This window comes from Pseudomonas sp. TH04 (assembly GCF_016651355.1).
Lineage (GTDB): Bacteria > Pseudomonadota > Gammaproteobacteria > Pseudomonadales > Pseudomonadaceae > Aquipseudomonas > Aquipseudomonas fluorescens.
Genome location: NZ_JAEKEA010000001.1, coordinates 1,515,672 through 1,534,364, shown reverse-complemented (window position 1 = coordinate 1,534,364; position 18,693 = coordinate 1,515,672). Strand labels below are relative to the sequence as shown.

Annotated in this window: 20 protein-coding genes; 4 read left to right on the top strand and 16 right to left on the bottom strand. The window is 61.1% G+C overall.

Going from position 1 to position 18,693, the window contains the following annotated elements; genetic code table 11:
* Window positions 1-25 precede the first annotated feature (25 nt).
* Complete coding sequence (locus tag JFT85_RS06675) at window positions 26-364, top strand: helix-turn-helix domain-containing protein (protein WP_073636873.1); 339 nt, start codon at window positions 26-28, stop codon at window positions 362-364.
* Window positions 361-732: a hypothetical protein gene (locus JFT85_RS06670; RefSeq protein ID WP_005786715.1), complete on the top strand. Its 372-nt coding sequence runs from the start codon at window positions 361-363 to the stop codon at window positions 730-732. The genes JFT85_RS06675 and JFT85_RS06670 overlap by 4 nt, the downstream gene beginning before the upstream one ends.
* Here the strand turns inward: JFT85_RS06670 and JFT85_RS06665 are convergent.
* Together JFT85_RS06665 and JFT85_RS06660 are read right to left on the bottom strand one after the other, a co-directional pair.
* Window positions 729-2,498: a bifunctional diguanylate cyclase/phosphodiesterase gene (locus tag JFT85_RS06665; protein ID WP_053255366.1), complete on the bottom strand. Its 1,770-nt coding sequence runs from the start codon at window positions 2,496-2,498 to the stop codon at window positions 729-731. The two genes, JFT85_RS06670 and JFT85_RS06665, sit on opposite strands and share 4 nt — an antisense overlap.
* Before the next feature lie 118 nt (window positions 2,499-2,616).
* Window positions 2,617-4,698, bottom strand: coding sequence for a carboxy terminal-processing peptidase (locus tag JFT85_RS06660; RefSeq protein WP_242486522.1), 2,082 nt, complete (start codon window positions 4,696-4,698; stop codon window positions 2,617-2,619).
* A gap of 138 nt (window positions 4,699-4,836) precedes the next feature.
* On the opposite strand from JFT85_RS06660, the gene JFT85_RS06655 reads away from it, so the two are divergent.
* A complete protein-coding gene (locus tag JFT85_RS06655; protein WP_053255300.1) occupies window positions 4,837-5,799 on the top strand; it encodes a zinc-binding dehydrogenase in 963 nt (320 codons plus the stop codon).
* 144 nt (window positions 5,800-5,943) lie between these two features.
* Here the strand turns inward: JFT85_RS06655 and JFT85_RS06650 are convergent, their stop codons facing one another.
* The 6 genes from JFT85_RS06650 to JFT85_RS06625 all read right to left on the bottom strand — a co-directional run bounded on the left by JFT85_RS06650 (window position 5,944) and on the right by JFT85_RS06625 (window position 11,249).
* Window positions 5,944-6,597 (bottom strand): HAD family hydrolase, encoded by a 654-nt coding sequence (locus JFT85_RS06650; protein ID WP_201229554.1) that lies wholly within the window; start codon window positions 6,595-6,597, stop codon window positions 5,944-5,946.
* Window positions 6,598-6,627: 30 nt separating this feature from the next.
* A complete protein-coding gene (locus JFT85_RS06645) occupies window positions 6,628-7,617 on the bottom strand; it encodes an ABC transporter ATP-binding protein (protein WP_053255302.1) in 990 nt (329 codons plus the stop codon).
* Window positions 7,614-8,414, bottom strand: coding sequence for an ABC transporter permease (locus tag JFT85_RS06640; protein WP_053255303.1), 801 nt, complete (start codon window positions 8,412-8,414; stop codon window positions 7,614-7,616). The genes JFT85_RS06645 and JFT85_RS06640 overlap by 4 nt, the downstream gene beginning before the upstream one ends.
* Window positions 8,401-9,264: an ABC transporter permease gene (locus JFT85_RS06635; RefSeq protein WP_167422753.1), complete on the bottom strand. Its 864-nt coding sequence runs from the start codon at window positions 9,262-9,264 to the stop codon at window positions 8,401-8,403. The genes JFT85_RS06640 and JFT85_RS06635 overlap by 14 nt, the downstream gene beginning before the upstream one ends.
* Entirely contained in the window at window positions 9,243-10,049 is an 807-nt protein-coding gene (locus tag JFT85_RS06630) for an alkaline phosphatase family protein (RefSeq protein ID WP_053255305.1), read from the bottom strand. Before JFT85_RS06630 ends, JFT85_RS06635 begins: the two co-directional genes overlap by 22 nt.
* A gap of 132 nt (window positions 10,050-10,181) precedes the next feature.
* A complete protein-coding gene (locus JFT85_RS06625) occupies window positions 10,182-11,249 on the bottom strand; it encodes an ABC transporter substrate-binding protein (protein ID WP_053255306.1) in 1,068 nt (355 codons plus the stop codon).
* Window positions 11,250-11,602: 353 nt separating this feature from the next.
* Here JFT85_RS06625 and JFT85_RS06620 point away from each other — a divergent pair, with 353 nt between their 5' ends.
* A complete protein-coding gene (locus JFT85_RS06620; protein WP_053255367.1) occupies window positions 11,603-12,316 on the top strand; it encodes a UTRA domain-containing protein in 714 nt (237 codons plus the stop codon).
* Window positions 12,317-12,355: 39 nt separating this feature from the next.
* Here JFT85_RS06620 and JFT85_RS06615 read toward each other — a convergent pair whose 3' ends face one another.
* From JFT85_RS06615 to JFT85_RS06580, 8 genes are read right to left on the bottom strand one after another with little or no spacing between them, the layout of a single operon-like run.
* On the bottom strand, window positions 12,356-13,315 hold the full coding sequence (locus JFT85_RS06615) for a metal ABC transporter solute-binding protein, Zn/Mn family (RefSeq protein ID WP_201229552.1): 960 nt from the start codon (window positions 13,313-13,315) through the stop codon (window positions 12,356-12,358).
* The gene (locus tag JFT85_RS06610) at window positions 13,315-14,214 is read right to left on the bottom strand and encodes a metal ABC transporter permease (RefSeq protein WP_053255308.1); all 900 of its coding nucleotides are present in this window, start codon (window positions 14,212-14,214) and stop codon (window positions 13,315-13,317) included. The genes JFT85_RS06615 and JFT85_RS06610 overlap by 1 nt, the downstream gene beginning before the upstream one ends.
* Window positions 14,211-14,957, bottom strand: coding sequence for a metal ABC transporter ATP-binding protein (locus tag JFT85_RS06605; RefSeq protein WP_053255309.1), 747 nt, complete (start codon window positions 14,955-14,957; stop codon window positions 14,211-14,213). Before JFT85_RS06605 ends, JFT85_RS06610 begins: the two co-directional genes overlap by 4 nt.
* Entirely contained in the window at window positions 14,954-15,874 is a 921-nt protein-coding gene (locus tag JFT85_RS06600; protein WP_069551667.1) for a metal ABC transporter substrate-binding protein, read from the bottom strand. The genes JFT85_RS06605 and JFT85_RS06600 overlap by 4 nt, the downstream gene beginning before the upstream one ends.
* Before the next feature lie 19 nt (window positions 15,875-15,893).
* Window positions 15,894-16,454 (bottom strand): DUF6162 family protein, encoded by a 561-nt coding sequence (locus tag JFT85_RS06595; protein WP_201229542.1) that lies wholly within the window; start codon window positions 16,452-16,454, stop codon window positions 15,894-15,896.
* Window positions 16,451-16,780: a hypothetical protein gene (locus JFT85_RS06590; RefSeq protein WP_069551651.1), complete on the bottom strand. Its 330-nt coding sequence runs from the start codon at window positions 16,778-16,780 to the stop codon at window positions 16,451-16,453. The genes JFT85_RS06595 and JFT85_RS06590 overlap by 4 nt, the downstream gene beginning before the upstream one ends.
* Entirely contained in the window at window positions 16,777-17,316 is a 540-nt protein-coding gene (locus JFT85_RS06585) for a thiamine pyrophosphate-binding protein (RefSeq protein ID WP_069551652.1), read from the bottom strand. Before JFT85_RS06585 ends, JFT85_RS06590 begins: the two co-directional genes overlap by 4 nt.
* Window positions 17,313-18,530 carry a PepSY-associated TM helix domain-containing protein gene (locus JFT85_RS06580; RefSeq protein WP_053255314.1) on the bottom strand — a complete coding sequence of 406 codons (1,218 nt, stop codon included), beginning with the start codon at window positions 18,528-18,530 and terminating at the stop codon, window positions 17,313-17,315. Before JFT85_RS06580 ends, JFT85_RS06585 begins: the two co-directional genes overlap by 4 nt.
* Window positions 18,531-18,693 lie beyond the last annotated feature (163 nt).

The window sequence follows — 18,693 nt, the reverse complement described above, 5'->3', positions numbered from 1 at the left end:
AGTGTTGTAATCCTACGGGGCAGTCATGGATATTCAGATAATTTCACGCAATGGCGAGCCCGAGTATGCGGTGTTGCCATGGGATCAGTACCAGGCGCTGCTAAAAGCTGCCGGTCAGCCGCAACCCACGCTCGCTTCTTCCCCCGCCGCACCCCTCGCGATTGACCAGGACCTGCGCCCGCTCGCAGACCTGAGCAGCCTGCGTGAAGCCAAGGGCCTGGCCATCGAAACCCTGGCCCGCACGGTGGGTATCAGCCCGTCCTATCTTGGATTGATTGAACGTGGTGAACGCCAGCCGGATGCCGCCATACGCCGCAGCCTGGCCTGGGAATTGGGCGTTGCAGGTTGGAGGGATGAATCTTGAGCCTACGAATCAGTCGTCAACACTGGGATGGGTTACTCAACGAACTGGACCAGGCGCGCCGCCAGCGCCATCTGCTGACCTACCGCGCGCTGCTGGAGCGCCTGCAGTTCCCCACGCCGGCGATGCAGACGCTGGCCGCGGCCCTTGAACACCTGGCCGCACTGGACGCCAAGGCCGAGCAGCCATTGCGCAGCTCGCTGGTCATCAGCCAGGGCGCCAGCCGCTTGCCGCGTACCGGCTTCTTTGAGTGTGTGGAGCGCCTGGGGCGTTTCAGTGGGCCATCCGATGGTGTGGCGGCGGCATCCTGGCATGCCTCGGAAGTGGTGCGAGTGTTCGAATACGAGTACCCGGAATCCGCCGAGGCTTAAAGCGGCTGGGGCACGCTGTCCATGCTGTCGATGACATGAATGCTGTAACCGGCCACATCCTTGGCGTGGTGCTTGGCCTGTGAGGCCAGCTCCGCCAACTGGCTGGCATCCAGTTGTCCACAGGCCTGTGGATACAAATGCACCACACCGATCGACAGCGACAACAAGGCGAACTCCTGGCGCACGCCCTGGCGGTTCAACGCCACGAAGCAGCCGGCGTCGATGTGTTCGGTGCGATAGAAGCGCCGGCATTGGGTGTGGAAATCGTCCAATAACTGGTTGAGCCGCTTGCGCCAATCCTGCGGGCCCAGCACCAGTAAAAAATCATCCCCGCCGATATGGCCGACAAAGTCGCGGCTCGGGTCGACCCGGTCGTTCAGGCACTGCGCCAGGCACAGCAACACTTCATCGCCGCGCCCGTAGCCATAGATATCGTTGAACGGCTTGAAACTGTCGATATCGACGTAGCAGATCACTGACTCGCGCCGTTGTTGCAGCAAGCGCGTCAGGCATTGCTGAATCGGCACATTGCCGGGTAGCAGCGTCAGTGGGTTGGCGTAACGCGCTTGTTGGATCTTCAGCTCGGTGATCAGCTTAAGCACATCAATGACCCGACCCAGGCCGAGGTAATCGCCGTTGAGGGTGATGATGAAATCTTCTTCAATTCGCTGGCGTGCGCGGCTGGTCAACAAGCGGCTGACTTGCTGCAGGGACTGGCTCAATTCCACGGCCAGAAAGTCATCGCTCATCAAGCGGCTGATGGGTTTGCGCGCGAACAGGTCGGTGGCGAACGGCTTGAGCAGCGCGTCCGACAAGGAATGCCGGTGCACGATGCCGACCGGGTGGCCGCGGCCATCCAGCACGGCCAGGGAGTTGAGGTTGGCCTGGCGACGGAAGGATTCCAGGACCAACGCAGTGGCGGTGTCCTGATCCACCGCCGGTTGCTCGTTGAGCAGGGCGCTGAGGTCGCTGCCTTCTTCGCTGAGGGCGAGGTTGGCATTGTCTTGCTTGGGCAGCATCAGGCGTGCTTCCTGGGGCGGCTGTTCCTGCGGACGGCAAAGCAGGTAGCCCTGGACCAGATCAACGCCCATCTCGGTTAACACCGCCAGTTCTTCCGGCAGCTCAATGCCCTCTGCAATCACCTGCGCACGCGAGGCGCGGGCGATTTGCAGGATTGAGCCGACAAACTCACGCTTGAGCGCGTCCTGGTGGATGCCGTCGATAAAATGCCGGTCGATCTTCACGTAATCCGGGCGCAGTTCCGACCATAAACGCAGGCTGGAATAGCCGGCGCCCAAGTCATCCAGCGCGATGGCGAAGCCCATGTCGCGGTAATGATGCAGCGCAGTTTGCAGCAAGTCGAAATCGTCGGTGGGCGTCTGCTCGGTGAGTTCGATCACCACCTGGCTGGGTGGGATACCGAAGTCGCGCAACAGTTGCAGCGTGCGACCCGGCTGATGCGCCGTCTCCATCAAGGATTCCGGCGAGATGTTCAAGAACAGTTTGCCCGGCAGTTTCTGTTCACTGAAGCGCCGGCATGCGCTTTCACGGCAGGCGATTTCCAGTTCACTGAGGCGCCCGGCATGGCTGGCCACCGAGAACAGGGCGACGGGGGAGTGCAGTGGGCTGTTGGACGGGCCACGGCTGAGGGCTTCGTAGCCGAGGATGCGCCGCTCGGACAGGCAAATGATCGGTTGGAACAAGCTGTGCAAACTGCCTTGAGCCAGGATTGAGCCCAATGCATTCAGCTGTTCGGTCATGGTCATGGCGATCTCGATCGAAAAAAAAGGACCGCAGGCATTAAGCCTGCGGTCCTTCATTTCACGACAGAATGATGTCTATATGATGACACTCCAGGGAGCGCTCACATTAAATTGTCATCATTTACTGCTTGGCCACCTGCTTGCTGATTTTCAGGTAGTCCAGCAGGACCCGGCCAGTCTCGGACAGGTAGGCGTCGTCTTCCGGCTTGGTTTTTTCAGGCTCGGTTGGCAGTGCATCTTCATCTTCTTTCTTCAGCTCTTTGAGCGGGTCTTCGCCCTTGGCCTTGCGGCGGGCGTTTTCCAGCACAAGCTGCTGATTCTCGATGTCGGTGTGCTGCGCACGGCGATCCGCTTCATTGAGGCTGACGGTTTTTTCTTCCATCAGCTTCTTGGCCAAGGCCAGTTTGTCACGGATAAACACGAACTCGGCATCCTTGGCGGAGCGAGTGTCATGGTCAGCTTTGAGCTGCGCCAGGTACGGCTTGAACGGGTCCGAAGCAGGTTTGATCGCAGGGCGAATGGTGTCCCACGGCATCGCTTCAGGCAGCGCGCTTTCGCCGATTTCCTTGGTGTCGATGATCGACGGGAAATCAACATCCGGCAGTACGCCCTGATGCTGGGTGCTCTGCCCGGAAACCCGGTAGAACTTGGCAATGGTCAGCTTCAGTTCGCCATGGTTGAGCGGCTGAATGGTCTGCACGGTGCCTTTACCGAAGGTCTGGCCGCCGACGATCAACGCGCGGTGGTAGTCCTGCATGGCGCCAGCGAAAATCTCCGAAGCCGAGGCCGAGAGGCGGTTGACCAGCAACGCCATCGGACCTTTGTAGAAGGCGCCCGGGTTCTCGTCTTCGAGCACGTCGACACGGCCGTCAGCGTTGCGGACCAACACGGTCGGGCCCTTGTCGATAAACAGGCTGGTCAGCTCGGTGGCTTCCTGCAGGGAGCCGCCGCCGTTATTGCGCAGGTCGATGACCACGCCGTCGACTTTTTCCTTCTGCAGCTCTGTCAGGATTTTCTTCACGTCGCGGGTGGTGCTCTTGTAGTCCGGGTCACCGGCGCGGAACGCCTTGAAGTCCAGATAGAACGCCGGGATCACCACGACGCCCAGTTTGTAATCCTTGCCATCCTGCTTGAGCTTGAGGACTTGCTTCTGCACGGCCTGATCTTCGAGCTTCACCGCTTCACGGGTGATGGACACGATCTTGCTGGTCTGGTCGTTCGGCGCATTGGTGTGCGGAATCACTTCCAGGCGCACCACGCTGCCTTTTGGCCCACGGATCAGCTTGACCACTTCGTCCAGACGCCAGCCGACCACATCGACCATCTCTTTGTCGCCCTGGGCCACGCCGATGATCTTGTCCGCCGGGGCGACCTGCTTGGTCTTGTCGGCAGGACCTGCCGGCACCAGACGCACGATCTTCACCTGGTCATTGTCGCTTTGCAGGACGGCACCAATGCCTTCCAGCGACAGACTCATGTTGATATCAAAGTTTTCCGCGTTATCTGGCGACAGATAATTGGTGTGCGGGTCGTAGGACATCGCGAAGGTGTTGATGTAGGCCTGGAAGATATCTTCGGCACGGGTCTGGTCCAGACGCGCCAACTGATTCTTGTAGCGCTTGGTCAACAGCTCTTGAATGGCCTTCGGCTCTTTGCCGGCGATCTTCAAGCGCAGCACTTCGTCCTTGACGCGTTTGCGCCACAGGTCATCCAGCGCGGCGGTGCTGGTCAGCCAAGGGGCGTCCTTGCGGTCCACCAGAAGGGTTTCCTTCTGCGTGAAGTCGAGCTTGTCGACGCCCTTGTTCAACTCACCCAAGGCGAAGTCCAGACGCGCTTTGACGCGGTCCAGGTAACGCTTGTAGATGGTGAACGCAGGCTGCAGGTCGCCGCTTTTGAGGAGGTCGTCGAACTGTGTCTTCCACTTGTCGAACTCAGCGATATCGCTGGCCAGGAAGTAGCTGCGCGACGGGTCCAGCAGCTTGAGGTAGCTGTCGTAAATGATCACCGAGCGAGCGTCGTCCAGCGGCGGCTTGCTGTAGTGATGGCGCTTGAGCAACTCGACGACGTTAAGGCTGGCAATCACCTCATCGCGATCAGGCTGAAGATTGTCCCAGCTATTGGCTGCGAACGTATTGGTCGACATCGACGCGAAGCCGAGACCAATGAAAAAAGCGAGGGCGGTGCTGGGGAACAGATGCTTCATGCTGATTCGACGCGGGGGCAATTGATAACGCATATTAGGCCGTCTTTGAGGGAGCCGGTTCCATATGATCCGGTCGCATAATGCAAAAAGCCCGGCGCTACAGCTACGGGCTCAGTCCAGACTCACTATGGAGGCACTGTGAAAGCATTGCAAGGCGTTGAAGGTCATGTGGAGTGGTTGGAAGAGCCCAGTCCTACCTGCGATGTAGGCCAAGTTCGCATTCGTGTGGCGGCCGCTGGCCTTAATCGCGCTGATTTGTTACAGCGCGCCGGGCTCTATCCGCCGCCTCCGGGGGCCAGCCATGTGCTCGGCCTGGAGTGTTCCGGGGTGATCAGCGAAGTGGGCGCAGGTTCGTCCTGGCAAGTCGGCGATCGCGTCTGCGCGCTGCTGGCCGGTGGCGGCATGGCCGAAGAAGTGGTGGTGGACGCGCGCCACGTGCTGCCGGTGCCGGAAGGTTTGTCGCTGGCTGAAGCCGCGGCGCTGCCAGAGGTGTACAGCACGGCGTGGCTGAATCTGTTCCAGTTGGCGGGCCTCAAACCCGGCGAAAAAGTCTTGTTGCATGCCGGCGCCAGTGGCGTCGGCTCGGCGGCGATCCAGTTGTGCAAGGCATTTGGCAGCCCGTGCTGGGTCAGTGTCGGCTCGGCGGAACGGCTGGCCTACTGCGAGGCACTTGGCGCCCAGGGCGGCGTGGTACGTACCGACGGCATTGAAGGGCTGCGCGATTTTGGGCCGTTCGATGTGATCCTCGACCCGGTCGGCGGCAACTATGCTGGCCTGGACCTGAAGCTGTTGGCCCTGGATGGTCGTTGGGTGCTGATCGGCTTGATGGGCGGGCGTGATGCTCAGCTCGACCTGGCGCAGGTGCTGGGCAAGCGCATTCAGTTGCTCGGCTCGACCTTGCGCAGCCGCAGTGATGAGTTCAAGGCGGGCCTGTTGAGTGATTTGAGCCAGCAGGTGTGGCCGCTTTTTGTTGAGGGCCGTTTGAGTCCGCAACTGGCCAAGACTTTCTCGATCAGGGATGCCGAGGCGGCCTTTGCCGAATTGGCGAGCAACCAGATTTCCGGGAAATTGGTGTTGGTGATTGACGAGCGCTTGGTCTGATCTCAAGTTGAAATGTAACCCGGTGTGGGAGGGGGCTTGCTCCCGATCGCAGTGTGTCAGATGAAGAATTCTTCACTGTCATACCGCTATCGGGAGCAAGCCCCCTCCCACATTTTGATTGGATTCAATTCAAAGAGGTTGGGGTCAGACCCAGTTGTGGATCGGCCAGCCGGCTTTTTCAGCATGCTCGCGCAACACCGGGTCGGGGTTCACCACCTGCGGGTGATCGACCTTCAGCAGCAATGGCAAATCATTGCGCGAATCCGAGTAAAAGTACGCCCCTTCCAGTGATTCACCTTCCCGCTCCAGCCATTCCAGCAACCGGGTGATCTTGCCTTCACGGTAAGTCAGTACGCCCACGGTTCGGCCGCTGTAAGCGCCATGGCTGACTTCCAGATCAATCCCCAGCACTTCATCAATACCGATACGTGCGGCAATCGGTGTGACCAAGTGCGTACCCGAGGCGGAAATCACCAGAATCCGATCGCCATTTGCACGGTGCCGGGCGATGGTTTTGGTGGCGTCGCTGTAGATCAGTGGCTCAATCACATCCTCGACCCATGGCTCTACCAGGTGGTCGATTTCCTCCTGCGTGCGCCCGATCATGGGCTCCAGGCTGAAGTCCATGAAGTCTTCCATCAACAGCTTGCCCTGGCTGTAGGCGTCCATCAGTTCGTTGTTCTTGCGCATGAACGACTCAGGGTCGACCCAGCCCAGGCGGCCCATCTGCTCGCTCCACAACGTGGCGCAGTCGCCGTGGATCAAGGTGTCGTCCAGATCAAAAATTACCAATGCCATCCGTCATGCTCTCTGAATTAATTCGTTGCGTCAGGCTACTTCACACAACGCACTTGGGTCGATGGAAAGTGCCAGGCGCTGCCCATCCGGGTGCAAGTCGTCGGCGGACCGGTTGAGCACGTCGACCACCAACTCCACACCGCGCGCTTCGATGCGATAGCGAATCACATTGCCCAGCAAGCTGTGGCTGCGCACCAACGCATCCAGCTCGCCGCTGCGGCTCAGTTCGATGGCTTCCGGGCGAATTGCGATGCGCCCGTTGATCGGGCGTTGCAGCAACTGGCTGGCCTTGTCGGCGTCGAGCAGGTTGTAGTTGCCGATAAACCCCGCGGCGAATACATCCACTGGCGCGGTGTAGAGGGTCTCGGCATCGCCGCTCTGCACAATCTTGCCCTGGTTCATCAGGAAGATGCGGTCCGACATGGTCAGGGCTTCTTCCTGGTCATGGGTCACGAAGATCGTGGTCAGCCCCAGTTCACGCTGGATCTGGCGGATCTGTTCGCGCAAGTGCTTGCGAATCCGGGCGTCCAGCGCCGACAGCGGCTCATCCAGCAGCAACAGGCGCGGGCGGGTCACCAGCGAGCGGGCGAGTGCCACCCGCTGGCACTGGCCGCCGGACATCTGGTGCGGGTAACGACCGGCGAGCTCCTTGAGTTCCACCAGTTGCAGCACTTCCTGCACACGCTTGTGGCTGTCGTCGGCGTTGACCTTTTGCATGCGCAGGCCGAAGGCGACGTTCTGTTCCACGGTCATGTTGGGGAACAGCGCATAACTTTGGAACACCATGCCGATATGCCGTTTCTGCGGGCTGAGGGGGACGATGTCCTGGCCATCCAGCAGAATTTTCCCACTGTCCACCGACGTCAGCCCAGCGATGCAGCGCAGCAAGGTCGACTTGCCACAACCGGAAGGGCCAAGCAGGGTGACGAACTCGCCCTTGGCGATCTCGCAGTTGATGTCACTGAACACCGGGGTGCCGGCGTAGCCTTTTTGCAGGTGTTGGACGCTGACGAAGCTCATTGGCTTTTGTCCTTGTTCAAGATATTGGCGGCCCAGGTCAGCACCAGCACAAAGAAGAAATAGGAAATGACGATGGCGCTGGTGAAGTGGCCGCTCGTGTTGCGCATGTTGTTCAGGTAGACCTGCAGGGTTTCGTAGCGGGTGCCGACCAGAATATTGGCGAACACGAACTCACCGAACAGGAACGAGAACGACAGCAGCAGCGCCACCATCAGGCCTTTGCGCAGGTTTGGCAGCACCACCAGGATCGCTGCCTGCCAGGTGCTGGCACCCAGCAGTTGCGAGGCGTCCATCAGGTCGCGCAGGTTGATCGCTTGAAGGTTGTTGGTGATCGCGCGGTACATGAAGGGCAGAGCCACGGTGAAGTAGCAGCCGATCAGAATCCACGGCGTGCCCACCATCGCAAATGGCCCGGAGCCATATAACTGCAGCAAGCCCACCGATGACACCACCGGCGGCACCGCGAAGGGCAGCAGGATCAAAATGTTCATCAGCGCGTCGAGTTTGGGGAAGTGGTAATGCACCACGAACAGCAGCGGCAAGATCAGCACCACCGACAGGATCAGCGCGCCCACGCACACCAGCAGCGACTGGCCGAAGGCCGCCAGGAAGCGCGGGTCGCTCCAGAGCTGCACGTACCATTTGAAGGTGAAGCCGGCGGGCAAGATCGTCGCCGACCAGCTGCTGGCAATGGAGTAGACAAAGGTGCCCACCAGCGGCAACACCAGGATCGCGAATAACACACACACCACTATCCGATGGTAGAGGGAGGCCGAGCCGGCTTCAGCGCGAGACATGGTAGCTCCTCTTGAGCAGCAGTTGATGGACCACGGTGACCACCGTCATCAGCGCCACCAGCACCACGGCCAGGGCACTGGCCATGTTCGGGTCCAGGGAGATGTCGCCGGAGACCATCGCTGCGATGCGAATCGGCAAGACGTTGAAGTTGCCGGTGGTCAGCGCGTAGACCGTGGCATAGGCGCCGAGGGCGTTGGCCAGCAGGATCACGAAGGTGCCGAGCAGGGCAGGGGTGAGCACCGGCAGGCCGATGTGCCGCCAGAACTGCCAGCCGCTGGCGCCGAGCAGCGAGGCCGATTCGCGCCAGTCTTCACGCAACGCATCGAAGGCCGGGTACAGCAGCAGCACGCCCAGCGGAATCTGGAAGTAGGTATAGAGAATGATCAGCCCGGTCTTGGAATACAGGTTGAAGTCCTGAATGATCCCGGCCTGCTTGAGCATGATGGTGATGCTGCCGTTGAAACCCAGCAGGATGATGAACGCGAAGGCCAGGGGCACGCCGGCAAAGTTGCTGGTCATGTTGGCAAAGGCGGTCACGAAGTTGCGCAGCGGCCCATCCACACGGCGCAATGAGTAGCTGCCGAGCACTGAAATGATGATGCCGAACACGCTGGAATAGAAGCTGATCTCCAGGCTGTACTGGATGGCTTGCAGGTAGAACTTCGAACTGAAGATCCTGGTGAAGTTGGCCAGGCCCCAGCCGAACTCTTCCGATTGCAGGCTGTTGATCATCACCCACACCAGCGGGGCGATTTCAAACACGATGAAGAACAGCGCAAACGGCAGCAGGCAGAGGATCGCCAGCCATTTGCCACGGATGATGGCGCTCACTTCAGCAGCTCCCGGCATACAGGTTTGTCGTGGGGCACACCGAGCAGTTCGCAGACAGTGCCGCACAGTTCGGTTTGCTTGGGGCTGGCGCAAGGGTCGAAGGTGAAGGCCGAGCCCAGCACGAACAGTGGCACTTCACGTTCTTCCGGCAGCAGGCCGTTGTGGGAGCGATCATTGTTCATGCCGTGGTCCGCAGTCACCAGCACCTGGTAGCCGGCGTCGAGCCAGCCTTGCAGGTAGTCGGCGAGGATGATGTCGGCCGAGCGTGCGCTGTTGCGGTATTGCGGCGTGTCGAGGCCATGCTTGTGGCCGGCGTCATCAATGTTCATCGGGTGCACCACCAGGAAGTTCGGCGCGTGTTGGCGGCGCAGGCTTTCGGCATCGGCGAACAGGTGCGAATCCGGGTAGTGGTCATTCCAGTAGAAATGCCCGTGCTGGATCGCCAGCGCCTTGTCGTCGGTATGACGATCACGCGCGGCAATAAAGGGCGTGCGGTTATACAACTCGCTGACCCAGTGATAGGCCGCCGCCGCGGTAGTGAGCCCTGCGTCGGTGGCGTAATGGAAAATGCTGCGCTGGTTGGACAGGCGCGAGACATTGTTGTGGACGATGCCGCTGTCGATCGGTGGCACGCCGGTGAGGATGCATTCATACAACGGCCGGGACAGGGCCGGCAGTTCACAGTCCAGTTTGTAAAGCGCTGCGCGTCCTGCGCCGATATAGGCCTGGAGATGCCCCATGGCGTGTCGGGCAACCTCGTAGTTCAGGCCGTCGAGCACCACAAGGATGACGTTGTGCTTCATAAGGGGAGACGCTCCGCAACGATAGGCTTGACTCAATTTCACTTGAGGAACGGGGTCAAAACTGTGGGCGCGGGCAAGCCCGCTCCCACACAAGCCCGTGCCCACATTGGATCTCCAATGTGGGCTACAGCCTTACTGCATATTGATGATGACTTCTTCCTGCCACTTCTGCGGCAGTGCCTTGGAGGTCTTTTCCCACGCGTCGGCATCTTTGATCGGCGTGACTTTCTTGTACTGCTCGTTAGGCAGCAGCTTGGCCTGGACGTCGGCAGGCAAGGTCAAGTGCTCGGCACGGATCGGACGGGCGTTGCCGCGCGCCAGGTTGGTCTGGCCGGCGTCGCTGAAGATGTATTCGCGGGTCAGCTTGGCGGCGTTCGGGTGCTTGGCGTATTTGTTGATGATGGTGGTGTAGCCGGAAATCACCGAGCCGTCCGATGGGATCAGCACGACGTAGTCATCCGGGTTGGCCATCTTGGCTTTGTAGCTCAAGCCGTTGAAGTCCCAGACCACGCCCACTTCCACTTCGCCTTTTTCCATGGTGGCGATGGTTGGGTTGGCCAGTGACAGGCGGCCTTGCTTGGCGATCTCGGCGAACATCAGCAGTGCCGGCTGAATGTTCTTCTCGTCGCCACCATTGGCCAGCGCTGCTGCCAGCACGCCGTTGGCGGCTTGTGCGGCAGTGCTCACGTCACCGATGGAAACCTTGTATTTGCCGGTCTTCAGGTCAGCCCAGCTTTTTGGGGCGTCGGAGCCGTGCAGCAGCTTTTTGTTGACGATAAACGCGATGGTGCCGGTGTAGGCCAGGGCCCAGTTGCCATCTTTGTCTTTCGCCCAATCCGGGACTTGTGCCCAGGTGCTTGGCTTGTACGGTTGCGCAACGCCCTGTTTCACCGCGATCGGGCCGAAGGCTGCGCCGACGTCACCGATATCGGCGCTGGCGTTGTCTTTTTCGGCAGCGAACTTGGCGATTTCCTGAGCCGAGCTCATGTCGGTATCGATGTGCTTGAGGCCATAGGTCTTGGCCAGGTCTTCCCAGGTGCCTTTCCAGTTGGCCCAGTCATCGGGCATGCCGACGCTGTTGACGGCGCCTTCCGCTTTCGCGGCGGCTTCCAGCGTTTTCAGATCGGTATCAGCGGCCATGGCAGCGGTGCACATGGCAATGGTCGAGCCTAACAGTGATGCCAGGAAAAGCTTTTTCATCCGAAGCTCCTTTGGGCGTTTTCAACGCGGCGTTTTTAAGAACGTTTGCGGTGGTGTTGGACTAGGTCAGAGCAATACCTGAGCCAATCTAGGCTCGATGGATGACAGTTTCATGTCTGTGTCGTTTTTAAATCGCTTTTGTCGCTCAGTGCAGACTCAGCGTAGACCATGCTCAAGTACCCGCAGGCCCTGGACTTGGCCGATGTATTGCAGGGTGTGGTGCAGGGCCTGGACAGGGACTGTCATCTGTCGGTCATCTGTAATGCCTAGGCTGGCAGGCAATAGCAGAAGCCCAAATAAAGCGCGGTTTGTGCACTTGAACGGTGCTGGTCTAGTCCAGATAGGTAATGTTGATGCGTGATGAGGCAATCAAGGCGGTGACCTCCATCGGCCTGGCGCTGCAAGAGCAGATCGACCACGGCCTGTTGCCGCCGGCGAGTAAATTGCCCGCCGAGCGCAAGCTCAGCGAGTTGTTTGGTACCACTCGAATTACGGTGCGGGAAGCCTTGTTACAACTGGAGGCCCAAGGCCAGATTTATCGCGAGGAGCGCCGTGGGTGGTTTGTCTCGCCGCCACGGCTGGCTTACAACCTGATGCAACGCAGCCACTTTCACGCGATGGTCAGCGACCAGGGCCGCGTGGCGTCCACCGAGGTGATTTCTGCACGCCTGCAACCGGCGTCGGCAGCGGTGTGTGCGTGGCTGCAGTTGCCGGCGTTGTCGAGGGTGATCCAGATTTGCCGGGGCCGACGGATTGATGGGCGCCTGGTGCTGTATGTGGAGCACTACCTGAACCCGCAGTATTTTCCGGGGATTCTGGAATGCGACCTGAATCAATCAATGACCGAGCTGTATGCGCGCAAGTACGACTTGCAGTACGGCCGCGTGCGCTTCGAAATTGTGCCGACGTCATTGCCGGTGGAGGCCGCCGGCGCGTTGCGCGTGTCGGTGGGTAGCCCGGGCTTGCGCATCGCCCGGGTCAACTATGACCAGCACCAGCGCTTGATCGACTGCGACCTGGAGTTCTGGCGGCATGATGCGATTCATGTCGGCGTTGATGTGGTTTAACGCCCGTGGCGAGCCCGCTCGCCACGAAAACTCTGGCGGTCAGGTATCAGGGGTGAGGGTTTTAATGAGCTGATCCACATTGGTTTCCAGCTCTGCCACCGGGTCCGCGCCGTCGACATTCAACACCAGCAGTTGCGCACCACCTGCCGTCACCGCCGCTCTAACCGCTTCACTCGGCTGACGATGCTGCAGCACCACTGCCACATCGTTGTCCTTCAAGCGCGCACTTAATGCCTGCAACGCTTGTGGCGTCCAGTCCGCATCCGGCCGTGCATCGGTAGCGACCACGTCCAGGTTCAAGCTGCTGACCAGATATGCGAAGTGATCGCTCAGGCTGACCACACTCAGGTTGTCCGCCTTGGCCAGCCGCGCCTCGCTGTGGGCGCTGAGCTTGAGCAGGCGTTGCTTGAGGGCCGCCAGGTTGGCGTCGATCTTCGGTTTGGCGCTGGGCGCCAGGCGGCCAAGGTCGGCGGCCATCACATCGGCCATGCGTCCCATATTGTTGCCCGACTGCCAGGGCTGGCTGTTCAAGCCATCAGCACTGCCAGGTTGCACGGCGATGCCTGGCAAACCGCCGTCTACCGGGCGCGCGGCGTCGACTTCGACGATACGGATATTGCTGCGCCGCGCCACCGGGTACAGCGGGTCGTCTGCCCACAGCGAGCGCAGGCCGATGGCGGCGTCGGCATCCTGCGCCAGGGTATTCAGCGCCGGGGCGCCACGGCCCGTGAAGTAGGACACCTGGCGCGAGCCGGGCAGGTTGGCCGGCGCAGCCCGCTCAAGCTGCACGTCGGTGCCCTTGAGCAGCACCTCGGCCAGCCCGTAGGTGATGGGCAAAGAAGCCAGGACCTTGACCGTTTTTTTGGTTTGGGTCAGGGCGGCATGGCCGAGGCCTTGGTTGACTTTGAATGCCTTGGGGTCGAGGCCGTCGACGGCCAGCGCCGAGGTGCTGAGCAAACAAGCGATGGCCAGGGCCAGTGGGCGAACGACAGGGCGCATTATCCAAGATTCCCTTTGAGGCTGGGCACGGTGCCGCGCGCGATGGCGGCGAAGGCGAAGGCGATACCGGCGACCAGAATGATCGCGGCGCCGGAGGGGATGGGCAGGTCGAAGATGATCGGCAGCAGGATGCCGCACAGCGTGCTGAGTGTGGCAATCACCACCGATACCCAGAAAAACCCTTTGAGCGACTGGCTCAGCAGGCGCGCCGCGGCGGCCGGAATCACCAGCAGCGCGCCCACCAGGATGGCGCCGATCACCTTGACGGCCGCCACGGTGATCAGTGTCACGAGGATCACGAACAAGTAGTCCAGCGTCTTCACCGCCACACCGCGCACCGCTGCCAGTTGCGGGTTGAAGCTGGCCAGCATGATGCGGTTATACAGTGGCAGCGCCAGGGCCATCACCAGCGAGCCAACCACGCCCAGCACCAGCAAGTCATTGGCGTTCACCGTCAACACTGAGCCAAACAGCACGTTTTCCAGGATATGCACGTTGATCTTGCCTGCCAGGATCAACAGCAGGCTGGCGCCCAATGCCAGTGACACCGACAGGAACACGCCGATCAAGGTGTCCGGCGCCAGGCCGGTGCGGTTGCGCAGGTAATTGAGCAGGATGCCGAACAGCAGGCAGTAGCCGAACAGCGCGCCATAGGGCCCGGTATAGGGTTCGCCGAGCAGAATGCCCACGGCCACGCCGGTCAGCGCGGCATGCCCGACAGCCTCGGAGAAAAACGCAAAGCGTTTGACCACCACCAGCGTCCCCAGGCCGCCGAGTACCGGGCCGATCAGCAAACCGGCGAGCAAGGCATTGACCACAAACCCATAGGCCAACGCTTCCGGCAGGTACCCGGACGAGGCCCAGCCCTGGACCATCAAACGAAACGCTTCATAACTCATGGCGCCGAGCTCCGCGGGTGGGTGGAGAACAGGGTCAGCAGGCGGTCCGGGGTCAGCGCCGCGTTGGGGGTGGCGTCGAACAGCACGCGGCGGTTCAGGCCGGTGACGCGGTCGGCGAGACGGCCGACGGCTTCCAGGTCGTGTTCGATCCACAGCACGGTGATCCCGGCCAGCCGCCAGTCATTCAGCAGCCGTTCGAACACCTGGATACCCGCCTCGTCGAGGGCCGACATCGGTTCATCCAGCACCAGCAGGTGGGGCGACGGGATCAGGCCCTGGGCCAGTAACACACGCTGACGCTCACCACCGGATAACGCGCCCATGCGGCGTTTGCGCTTGTCCTGCATACCCACCCGTTCCAGCGCCTCGCCAATCGCGGCGGCGTAGTGTTTGGACAGGCCCAGAAACGCCGGGCGGCGTTGACACATGGCGGCCATGAAGTCGTCCACCGTCATCGGCAAGCCCCGGTCGAATTCCAGCGCCTGGGGCACGTACCCGATGGTGCCGGGCGTCGTTGGCCATTGCAGGCGCAATTGACCGTGGTGCGGCGTTTGCCCCAACAGCGTCTTGATCAGCGAACTTTTGCCGCCGCCGTTCGGGCCGACCAACGCATGAATGCTGCCCGGTTCTACCTGGAAACTGACAGCGTCAAGAATCACCGTGCGACCGAGGGTCAGTGACACGTTATCGAAGTCCAGGGTTGGGCCGACGCTGGCCGCTTTGAGTTGCTCCGCCGCTGTCATGCCCCCGACTCCTGAATCGCCCGCACCACGGTGTTGAGGTTGCCGGTCATTTCCACTTCGTATTTTTCAGGTGTGTATTCGCCGTAGGAAATATGCGACAGCGGGTACAGCTTGACCCCGGATTCACGCTGGATGGTCTCGACGTAGGTGGACGGGAAATCCATCTCCGAGAAGATCACCTTCACATCCAGGGCGCGCAGTTCGTCGATGGTTTTTTTCAACTGGCTGGGGCTTGGCTCGATACCGTGGGCGGGCTCGACCACGGCGGTGACTTCCAGGCCGAATTCGCGCAGCAGGTAGTCGTAGGCGGCGTGCACGGTGGCCACGCGCAGGTCGGGGTTGGGCGCGCTGGTCAGCTTGGCCAGGGCGTCGGCGCGCATCTGGCGCAGGCGCTTGCCGTAGGCGCGGGCATTCTGGGTGTAGGCCTTGGCATTGTCCGGGTCAAGCTTGCCCAACTCGCGGGCGATGTTGTTGACCTGGGCAATCGACGCGCTGATCGACAGGAAGGTGTGCGGGTTGACCACCTTGCCCGCGCCACGCGCGGCATTCCCCGTGGCGGCGAGCAACGGCACGTTGGCGTTGGCCTCGATCACCGGGATGTGCGGGCGCTCGCTGGTGGCGATCATGCGGTCGGCGAAATCGTCATGCCCGACGCCGTTGAGCACGATCACATCGAGGGTGCCGATGCGCTTGATGTCTTCGGCGCGAGGCTCGTAGGCATGCGGGTTGAAGCCTGCCGGAATCAGCGGGACCACGTCGGCTTTGTCGCCGACAATGTTAGCCACGTAACTGTAATAAGGGTGCAGGGTGATGCCGATACGCAAGCGTTTGGCCGCCTCGGCATTTGCCAAGGGCGCCAGCATCAGGCTGAACAGGCTAACCAGCAACAGGCGCAACAGGGGAGATGAAATAGACATGGGCACTCGGTCTTCTCGTTCAGTGACGGTGCTGGCGCGTAACGCCGGCATCGAATTGCGCGACCACCTGTTGCCAGCCGGCGGCGATCAGCGCCTGGTCAGTGAGGTCGGAAGGGGGGGCGAGGTGGGCTTGGCGGTTGAGCCAGATATCCGCCTCGGCACCGTGCACGCGCATCAGCAGCGAGCCGCTGGCGCTCGGCGTCTGGCTCAGGCCCAAATAGGCAGCAGGCGCCAGCAACGTCCAGCGGTGGTCGCCACGGCTGACCGAACTGGCGTCCTGAGCAAACGGTGCAAAACCTGCTTCGGCCAGTTGCGCAGGCGTCGGCAGGGCACTGTGCTCCTGTTGCAGCAGCTGGATTTCATCCAGGGTCACCCGCAGGTCGGCGTAGATGCCTTGTTCGGATGCGCTGAGGTCGCGACGGGCGTCCAACTGGTGGCTGGGCAGCGCCGCGACTTCCTGGGTTTCACTGTGCAGGGCCACCACCGAACCGGCCACCGCGAGGATGATCAGGCACAGCAGCAACACGTAGAGGGTTTCGTGGCCGGCACCGGCGGGGCGTACAACCTGCGTCGTGCTCATTGAGGCTGGATATCCGCTTGGTCGATTTCAACGACGTGGCCGGGGCCCGCATCAAACAGCACATAGAACTCGGCGGCGGGCTTTTTGAAGGTCAGGGTCGAGTCCTGGCCGAGTTTGCCGGGCAGCAGGATGGTTTCGTCGTAGCCGATGACGTCCAGGGTCACGCCCGGGGCGCCGCTGCCGTCGGAGAAACCGCCGGTGCACTGGATCTGCTCGCCGGGGATTTCCTTGCATTCGCACATCGGGTTGTGGGCCAGGGCGGTGGTACTGAAACCTGCGCAAAGCAATAGCGCCGCAGCGGAGTGGGTCAGGTGCTTGAACGTCATGGTTTAACTCCTTGCTTGTTCAGCCAGGCAATGGTGGCAGGCGAGGCCTGGCTTAGCGGGATGGAACCCTGGTGCATCGTGCCGTCCCAGCCTTCCATGGTGACCCACAGTTCGGCATCGACCGGCGTGCGCTCAGGCACCGGCAATGCGGCGCCCATGCGGTAAGGCGTACCAAAGAAGATCACCCCGGCGGCGCGCAAGCTGCGTGGTTTGCCGATACGCAGGTAGGTGGCCTTGACCTGCGCGGCACAGGTGTCACACAGGGCGGCGTTGAAGAATTTCATCGGGCCGGCCGGGTCCGGGCTCGGGCCTTCGTTGCGGAATTCGGCGAGTGTCAGGCTCCAGGGCCCGACCTGCACGTCGCCGACGACCCGCTCGCCAATTCCGGTGTCACCGCGAAACAGTGCGGAATCGGCGAAGTATTTGGGCATGAACCCCAGGGGTACCAGCAACAGCAGGATGTTGATATGGAACCGCCATTTCAGCCAAACAGCGCGCAGCCTCGAAGGCGGTGTAGCAGCAGTGACCTTGCTCATCCGTTGGCCTCCGAGGTTTCAGCCTGCCTGGCGGGGAGGGCGGCCGGTTGGCGCGAGGCCTTATTGCTGCGCTTGAGTGCATTGAGGGTGGCCAGGGCGGTGCGCTTGGTCCAGATCAGCAGGCCACTCAACACCATCATGCTCAGCACCAGGCCGAAGAACGCCCAGATCAGCTTGATCCACAGCCCGCCAAAGTCGCCGGTGTGCAGCGGGCGCATGGATTCGGTGACGAACTCCAGCGTTGAGCGGTCGGACAGCAAGTGCGACACCGCGATCTCGCCGCTGTACGGGTTGAGTTGGGCCGTCTGGAACATCAGCGGGTACCAGCCGCGCCCGCCGATTTGCAGGTGGCTATAGGCGTTGAGCGGCAGGAACACAAACGTCGCATCCAGCCCGGGAATGCGTTGGCTGGCAATCTCGATGGCGTCGTCCAGTGGGATCATCGGTGCCGGCACACCCGGCGCGGACATCGGCACCTTCTCACGGGCGATCACGGGGACGATCGGTTCGCTGGAGATGGAAATCTGGTTGTCCCCCAGGATCGCCTGGATCAGGAACCAGGTGCCGGTGATGGAAATCACCGCGATAAACCAGATTGACCAGATCCCGCTCAGGCGATGGAAGTCCCCCCAGAAGATTCGCGCACCGTGACGGATACGCAGGGTCGGTCGCAGAAAACCCTTCCAGAAACGCTTGTAGACCACCAGCCCGGTCACCAGTGACGCCAGCAACGGCAGGCCGAGCGCCGAGACCAGGTACCAGCCCCAACTGAAGCCATTCGTGAACGGCACCAGCCACCAGCCGTGCAGGGCGCGGGTAAATTGCTTGAAATCGAAGGCTGGGCTGATGCCCTGGATCGCCCCGGTGTAGGGGTTGACGTAGGCCTCGACGGAGCGCCCATCCGGGTAGCTGAGGTCGACACTGAGGGCGAAGTGCGTTTCGTCCGGGCGGATGATCGACTGCACAATCACTTGGGGCTCTTCGCGTTTGATCGCGGCGATCACCTGGTCAAAGCTCAGCATCCGGGCATCTTCCGACGGCTTGCTTGCACGGATATCCGGGTTGGCCAGCCACACGATTTCCTGGCTGACCACCGCCAGGGTGCCGGTCACGCAGACGATCAGCACAAAAAACCAGATGGGTAACGCCAGCCAGCTGTGCACCAGAAACCAGAGTTTTGAACGTGACTTCTTTGACGTGTGAACGTTAGACATGTGAATACGGGTCTTGAACGAAGGAGGGCGATGGAGGCCCGGAAAAGGCCGGTCGTAGCTTTTGCTGACGCGACGGGCTGTATCTAAGTTAAGACGGATGAGCATGAGAAATCCCCAAGCCGCAAATGAAAGAAAATGTTTCAGGTTCGCATTCACTGGGCTT